Source organism: Thiohalorhabdus sp. (assembly GCF_046545655.1).
Taxonomy (GTDB): domain Bacteria; phylum Pseudomonadota; class Gammaproteobacteria; order Thiohalorhabdales; family Thiohalorhabdaceae; genus Thiohalorhabdus.
Window position 1 is genome coordinate 21,905 of the sequence record NZ_JBKGZG010000033.1, and the last position, 6,275, is coordinate 28,179.

Consider the following 6,275-nt stretch of genomic DNA (forward strand, 5'->3'; position numbering starts at 1 on the left):
GCCCGCGCTCAACCCGCCTTCGGGGGAACCCTGCCCGGCCCCGCTTCCGCCCGGGCGCCCCGCCAACCCTTTGTCGGGGAACGGGAAAGGGCGCCGGGATTGGCTCCGGCCGCCGTTCCCGGTAAGGTTTGGGGACACTTACTTATGCCGCAGCTGTCCGAAGTCGGCGAAGCGTATCCGCCGGGGGACAGCCTTAAAACAGGGGGGAATTCATGCAAGCCAAGAGGGTCTTGCCCGCGCTGGGCGCCTGCGCCGGCGCCGTCCTGCTTACCGCCTGCGCCGGAGAGTCCGGCGGGGGCGGAAGCGACACCGGGGACATCACCGTCGCCGTCACCGACGCCCCGGTGGACGCCGCCGAGGAGGTGGTGGTCACCTTCGACGGCGTGACCCTGAAACCCGCGGACGGCCCGCCCGTGGAGCACACCTTCGCGAAGGCCCGGAGCGTGGACCTGCTCACGCTCACCGGCAGCGCTCGCGAGAAGCTGCTCGAAGGCGTAACCGTGCCATCGGGCCCGTACAACTGGATGCGCCTCAACGTGCAGGCCGAGCAGGGGGTCGCCGACTCCTACATCCGGATGGAGGATGGGAGCGAGCATTCCCTGTACGTGCCGAGCGGGGCGCAGACCGGCCTCAAGCTGGTGCGGGGCTTCACGGTCCCGGCGGGCGGGGAGGCCGACTTCACGGTGGACTTCGACCTCCGCAAGTCCGTCCACGAGCCCGGCGACGACGGCGACTATTACCTGCGGCCGGCCCTGCGCCTGGTGGACAACGCCGCCACGGGCCATCTGGAGGGCAGCGTGACGACCGGCTACGTCGGCGAATCCTGCGACAGCCCGGACAACGGCCTGGCCGTGTACGTTTACGAGGGCTCCGGCGTGACCCCGGACGACGTGGACGGCACCGAGCCGGACCCCGTCACCTCGGCCATGGCCGTGCAGGAGGAAGAGTCCGGCGACTACCGCTACGAGGTCGGCTACCTGGCGGCGGGCAGCTACACCGTGGCCTTCACTTGCGACGCCAGCGACGACGACCCGGAGGCCGACGACGACATCGATCTGCGGGATCCCGCCGACGTGGAGGTGACCGAAGGGGAGACCGCCACCCACGACTTCACCCTGTAAGCGGCGGCCGCACCCCAAGGGAAAAGGCCCGGCGCACGCCGGGCCTTTTTCGTGGGGGAAACGGGGCCGCGGGTCGGATGGTTTGATAGGCTGGACGGCTTCCCCTTCGATGCGCCACCACAGCGACCGCCCATGAACCACACCCGCCTCGCCCTGCTCCTCGGGGCCACGGTGGCCGTGAGCCCCCTGGCCATGGACGCCTACCTGCCCGCCTTCCCGGAGATCGCCGCCACCTACGGCATCGCCTCCGGAGAGGTGGGGGTGACCGTGAGCGTCTACCTGGTGGGGCTGGCGCTGGGCCACCTGGTGGGCGGCCCCCTTTCCGACCGCTACGGCCGCGACCGGGTGCTGTACGGCGGGCTGGCCCTGTTCCTGGCCGGCAGCCTGCTGGTGGCGGCCAGCCCCAGCTTCGCCGCCTTGACCGGCTGGCGCTTCCTCCAGGCCCTGGGCGCGGGATGGTGCGTGGTCAGCGTGCCGGCCATCGCCCGCGACCACTCCAGCGGCGCCGAGGGCGCCCAGCTGTTCAGCCTGATCGGGCTGGTGATCTTCGTGGCGCCCGCCGCGGCCCCCTCCATCGGCACCCTGATCCTGACGGTCACCGGCTGGCCTGGGATCTTCGTGTTCCTGGCGGCCTACGCCGGGGCGCTCGCGGTGCTGCTGCGCCTGACCCTGTTCCGCCGCTGGCAGGGCCGCCCCAGCCATCGCCATCCGCTGCACACGGTGGTCACCAACTACGCCACGGTGCTGCGCCATCGCACCGCCATGCGCCTGCTGGCGGTGCAGTCCCTGGTGTTCTCGGTGATGATCCTGTTCATCACCCACGCCTCGTTCATCTTCCAGGAGTGGTACGGCCTGTCCAAGGCCGCCTTCTCCGGCTGGATGGCCGCCCACATGGTGCTCATGGGCGGTTTCAACCTGCTCAACCGCTGGCTGCTCAACTACCGCCACCCGTCCGAGGTGCTGCGCGTGGCCATCGGCCTTCAGGCGGCGGCCGCCCTCTATCTGGCCGGAATCGCCCTCACCGAGCCGAGCCTGGCCCTGTTCCTGCCCGGGCTGCTCCTGGCCATCGGCTCCTTCGGCGCCGGGGTGCCCAACACCTTCTCCCTGTACCTGGACTTCTTCCGGGACATCGCCGCCACCGCCTCGGCCCTGATGGGGGCAGTGCGCTTCTCGGTGGCGGGCGGAATCAGCGCCACCTCGTCCATGCTGGTGGGCGGCAGCCTGTGGGGGGTGACGGCCATGATGGCCGCCTGCGCGCTGACCGCGCTCCTCCTGGCGTGGGGGGTCCCGAGGGCGGTGGAGCGGAGCGCCGCGGGCTAGCCAGCCTCCGTCGGCGCGGCCAGCTCCACCACCGCCACCAGCCCGGAGCCCTCGGGGTTGGCCTCCAGGCGAAGGCGCCCGCCGTGCAGGGCGGCCACCCGGGCGGCCACGGAGAGCCCGAGACCGGAGCCGGAGCCCGGGCTGCCCGCCGGGCGGTAGAAGCGCTCCAGGACCCGTTCCCGCTCCTCTTCCGGGAGCCCCGGGCCGCGGTCGGTGACGGTGATGCGCAGGGGCTCGGCCTCCAGCCGCACCGTGACCGGACCGCCCTGCCCGCCGTACTGCACGGCGTTCTCCACCAGGTTGCGGACCATCTCCTCCAGGGCACCGGCGTCTCCCGGAAACCGGACCGGGGCCGCGGGCCGGTGCAGCTCGATGGTGCCTGCCGGAAGGCCCTGATCGCGGCGGACGGCGGCCACGGCGTCCTCCACCACGCCGTCCAGGTCCAGGGGCTGGCCGGGGCGTTCCTCCTCCTCGTCGAACCGCGCCAGGGTGAGGAGCTGGCGCACCAGGCGGTCGGCACGGTCCGTGCCCCGCACCACCTGGTCGAGGGCGCGCTCCCGGGTCTCCCCGTCGGGGGCCCCGCGGGCCACCTGGGCCTGGGTCCGGAGGGCCGCCAGGGGGGTGCGCAGCTGATGGGCGGCGTCGGCCAGGAACCGGCGCTCCCGGCCCAGGGTCTCGCGCAGGCGCCCCAGCAGGCGGTCGATGGCCGCCAGCAGGGGGGCCACCTCGCGCGGGGCCGCGCTGCCGCCCTCCAGCGGCTCCAGGCGGTCCGTGTCGAGCCGCTCCACCCGGTCCGTGGCCGCGCGTAGCGGCACCAGACCACGCCGCACGGCGAACCCGATGGCCAGCGCCAGGGCCGGCAGGGCCAGCAGGAAGGGGACCGCAAGGCCGGCGGCGATCCGGTTGGCCAGCCCGTGGCGCAGGGCCTGGCGCTCCCCCACCAGCACGCGCGGCGCGCCCTGCCCCGCCTCCGCGGCGAAGACGCGCCATTCCTCCCCCTGGGCGGTGACGTCGGAGAATCCCTGGGGGATCCGGCTGAGGGGGTTCTCGGGGGCGCCGTCGGAGCGCGACAGCAGCTGGCCGTCCAGGGACCAGACCTGACAGGCCAGCCCCTCCGTCAGGCCCTCCCGCTCGCGTGCCTCCAGGGCCTCCTCCAGCCCGGAATCCCGGGGGGCGGAGCCGTGCCACAGGTTCTGCACCAGATGCGCGGACTCCGCCAGCTTGGCGTCGAGCACGTCGTTCACCTCGGCCCGCAGGGACACGAAGATCCAGGCGGCCGCCACCGCCCAGACCAGGGCCAGGGTCCCGCCGATCACCCAGAACAGGCGGCGGCGCAGGGAAGGCGTTCTATTCCGTTGCAAAGCGATACCCCACGCCGCGCACGGTGCGTATGCGGTCGCTTCCCAGCTTGCGCCGCAGGTGGTGGATGTGCACCTCCAGGGCGTTGCTGGCCACCGCCTCGTCCCAGCCGTACAGCCGCTCCTCCAGGTGCTCCCGGGGCACCACGTGGTCGGCCCGCTCCATGAGCATGCTCAGGACCGCCGTCTCCCGCCGCCCCAGGGACTTCTCCACGCCGTTCACCCGCACCCGCAGGCGGTTCGGGTCCAGCTCCACCCCGTCCGCCATGAGCCGCTCCTCGGCCAGGACCGCCCGCCGCCGGGCCAGCGCCCGCAGGCGGGCGGCCAGCTCCTCCAGATCGAAGGGCTTGGTCAGGTAGTCGTCGGCACCCGCATCCAGCCCCTCGATCCGCTCCTCCACCGCGTCCCGCACCGTCAGCAGCAGCACCGGCACCATGAGCCCGGCCTCCCGGAGGCTCCGGATCACCTCCACCCCCGACCGCTCGGGGAGCAGCCAGTCCATCACCACCAGGTCGAAGGGCTCGCTCCTGAGGGCCTGCTCCGCATCGGCGCCGTCGGTCACCCAGTCGGTGGTGAAGCCCTTGGCGCGCAGGCCGGCCTGGATGCCGTCCCCCAGCAAGGCGTCGTCCTCCGCGATCAAGACCCGCATGAGCCCATCCTCCAGATTCCTGAGCCTAACCGGCCCGCCTTAAGCGGCCCTTAAACGGCCCGAACAACGGATTTCGCCCCTTTAAGGGGACCTTAAGCCTCATGGGTCATCCTCCCCGGCGTACCCAACCCAGGGAGTGGACCATGGCGGAAGATTCCAACTACCCGGACCGTCGACGGTTTCTGGCCGGAGTCGGCGGCCTGGCCGGCGCGGTAACCCTCGCCCCCGCCGCCCGCGCGGCGGAGGACGGCCTGAGCTTCCCGGGGGAGGACCCCGAGATCCGCATCGTCTTCCAGGTGAACCGGGATGACTCGGAATATTACGGCCAGCTCCTGTTCAGCATGGGGGAGATCCTGCGCCAGCTGGACAACCAGGCCCAGCTGGTGGCCGTGGGCTTCGGGCCCGGCCTGGGCCTGCTGCTCAAGGAGCCCCCGGAGACGGTCAGCACGAATCACAGCGATCGCATCGAGAGCCTTATGGCCTACGACGTGAGCTTCCGGGCCTGCCGCAACACCATGGAAGCCATGGAAGTCGCCGACGAGGACCTGCTGGACGGCATCGAGCCCGTCCCCGCCGGCGTGCTGGAGATGGCCCAACTGCAGCAGGAGGGATATTCCTATGTGGCTTGGTAGACCCGGCAACGGCAGGCGGCGTTCCTTGCTCGCCGCCCTGACCGTGGCGGGGGCCCTGCTCCTCGCCGTAGGCCCGGCCAGTGCCCAATCGGACTCGGACGCCTGGGAGGTCCTGGAGAACGAGTCCCACTGGGTTACCACGGGCACGGAGGACCCCGAACGGATCGTCTACGTCTTCACCGACCCCAACTGCCCCTACTGTCACGACCTCTCGAAGGCCACCAAGCCCTACTACGAGGAAGGGCTCCAGGTGCGCCACATCCTGGTGGGCATCCTGCGGCCCAGCAGTCCGGGGAAGGCGGCGGCCATCCTCGGAGCCGACGACCCCAGCCAGGCCCTGAACGAGCACGAGCGCAGCTACGGGGACGGCGGCATCGACCCCGTGGACAGCCCGGGCGCGAAGATCCAGTCCCGGCTCGAGGACAACCAGCGGCTCATGCAGCGCCTCGGGGCCCAAGCCACCCCCGCGTTGGTCTACCGCGACGCCGACGGGGAGGTGCACATGGTCGCTGGGATGCCGCGGCTGGAGGCCCTGCCGGAGATCCTCCGGCTGCCGGAGCAGCCCGTCGAGGACCCCGACCTGAAGAAGTATCTCTGAGCCCCGCGCCAGCGGAAACTACAGGAGGCCGCGCAATTGCGTAGATCCATGACGAGCCACCCGCTACTGGGGTCATTCCTGCTCCCCCTTGCCCTGCTCGCAGGGATCCTCGGCAGCGGTATGGCCCAGGCCCAGGACATCCCGCAGCCCGAGGAGGCGTTCGAGGTCTCGGCGGAGGCTGTGGGGCCGGAGACGGTGCGCCTGACCTGGGACGTGGGCGACGACACCTACCTCTACCGCGACAAGCTCGATCTTTCGGTGGTGGAGCCCGAGGGGGGCGAGGTGGCCGCCACCGAGGTGCCCCGGGGCAAGGAGAAGTACGACGAGACCTTCGGCGAGGAGATGGAGGTCTTCTACGACGAGGCCACCCTCACCGCCGAGCTCAGCGGCGTCGAGGACGCCGACGAGGTGGTGGTGGAGGCCCGCTACCAGGGCTGCGCCGAAGCCGGGGTGTGCTACCCGCCGCAGACCGAGGAGCTCACGGTCTCCCTGGCCGACGCCCCCGCGGACGGGTCGAGCGCCGACGGCGGGGAGGGCGCCGCGGCCGGTGACGCCGGCGAGGGCGCCGGGGAAGGGGCTGCCGCCTCCGGCGGCTCC

Annotated in this window: 7 protein-coding genes; 5 read left to right on the forward strand and 2 right to left on the reverse strand. The window is 71.9% G+C overall.

The window, feature by feature from the left end; genetic code table 11:
• The first annotated feature begins 212 nt into the window (after positions 1-212).
• Entirely contained in the window at positions 213-1,121 is a 909-nt protein-coding gene (locus ACLFRB_RS08570) for a DUF4382 domain-containing protein (protein WP_411068594.1), read from the forward strand.
• 132 nt (positions 1,122-1,253) lie between these two features.
• A complete protein-coding gene (locus ACLFRB_RS08575; RefSeq protein WP_411068595.1) occupies positions 1,254-2,441 on the forward strand; it encodes a multidrug effflux MFS transporter in 1,188 nt (395 codons plus the stop codon).
• Here ACLFRB_RS08575 and ACLFRB_RS08580 read toward each other — a convergent pair.
• Both ACLFRB_RS08580 and ACLFRB_RS08585 read right to left on the reverse strand, forming a co-directional pair.
• Positions 2,438-3,802 (reverse strand): ATP-binding protein, encoded by a 1,365-nt coding sequence (locus ACLFRB_RS08580; protein ID WP_411068596.1) that lies wholly within the window; start codon positions 3,800-3,802, stop codon positions 2,438-2,440. The two genes, ACLFRB_RS08575 and ACLFRB_RS08580, sit on opposite strands and share 4 nt — an antisense overlap.
• The gene (locus tag ACLFRB_RS08585; protein ID WP_411068597.1) at positions 3,789-4,448 is read right to left on the reverse strand and encodes a response regulator; all 660 of its coding nucleotides are present in this window, start codon (positions 4,446-4,448) and stop codon (positions 3,789-3,791) included. Before ACLFRB_RS08585 ends, ACLFRB_RS08580 begins: the two co-directional genes overlap by 14 nt.
• Positions 4,449-4,591: 143 nt before the next feature.
• Here ACLFRB_RS08585 and ACLFRB_RS08590 point away from each other — a divergent pair, with 143 nt between their 5' ends.
• From ACLFRB_RS08590 to ACLFRB_RS08600, 3 genes are all read left to right on the forward strand, one after another.
• Positions 4,592-5,080, forward strand: coding sequence for a DsrE family protein (locus ACLFRB_RS08590; protein ID WP_411068598.1), 489 nt, complete (start codon positions 4,592-4,594; stop codon positions 5,078-5,080).
• Positions 5,067-5,678: a thiol:disulfide interchange protein DsbG gene (gene dsbG / locus ACLFRB_RS08595; RefSeq protein ID WP_411068599.1), complete on the forward strand. Its 612-nt coding sequence runs from the start codon at positions 5,067-5,069 to the stop codon at positions 5,676-5,678. The genes ACLFRB_RS08590 and dsbG overlap by 14 nt, the downstream gene beginning before the upstream one ends.
• A gap of 36 nt (positions 5,679-5,714) precedes the next feature.
• A partial coding sequence (locus ACLFRB_RS08600) for a protein-disulfide reductase DsbD N-terminal domain-containing protein (RefSeq protein ID WP_411068600.1) occupies positions 5,715-6,275 on the forward strand: 561 nt, incomplete at its 3' end.

Coding starts and splice junctions, on each gene's coding strand:
- ACLFRB_RS08570 (WP_411068594.1), top strand. CDS start 213: ATGCAAGCCAAGAGGGTCTTGCCCGCGCTGGGCGCCTGCGCCGGCGCC.
- ACLFRB_RS08575 (WP_411068595.1), top strand. CDS start 1,254: ATGAACCACACCCGCCTCGCCCTGCTCCTCGGGGCCACGGTGGCCGTG.
- ACLFRB_RS08585 (WP_411068597.1), bottom strand. CDS start 4,448: ATGCGGGTCTTGATCGCGGAGGACGACGCCTTGCTGGGGGACGGCATC.
- ACLFRB_RS08590 (WP_411068598.1), top strand. CDS start 4,592: ATGGCGGAAGATTCCAACTACCCGGACCGTCGACGGTTTCTGGCCGGA.
- dsbG (WP_411068599.1), top strand. CDS start 5,067: ATGTGGCTTGGTAGACCCGGCAACGGCAGGCGGCGTTCCTTGCTCGCC.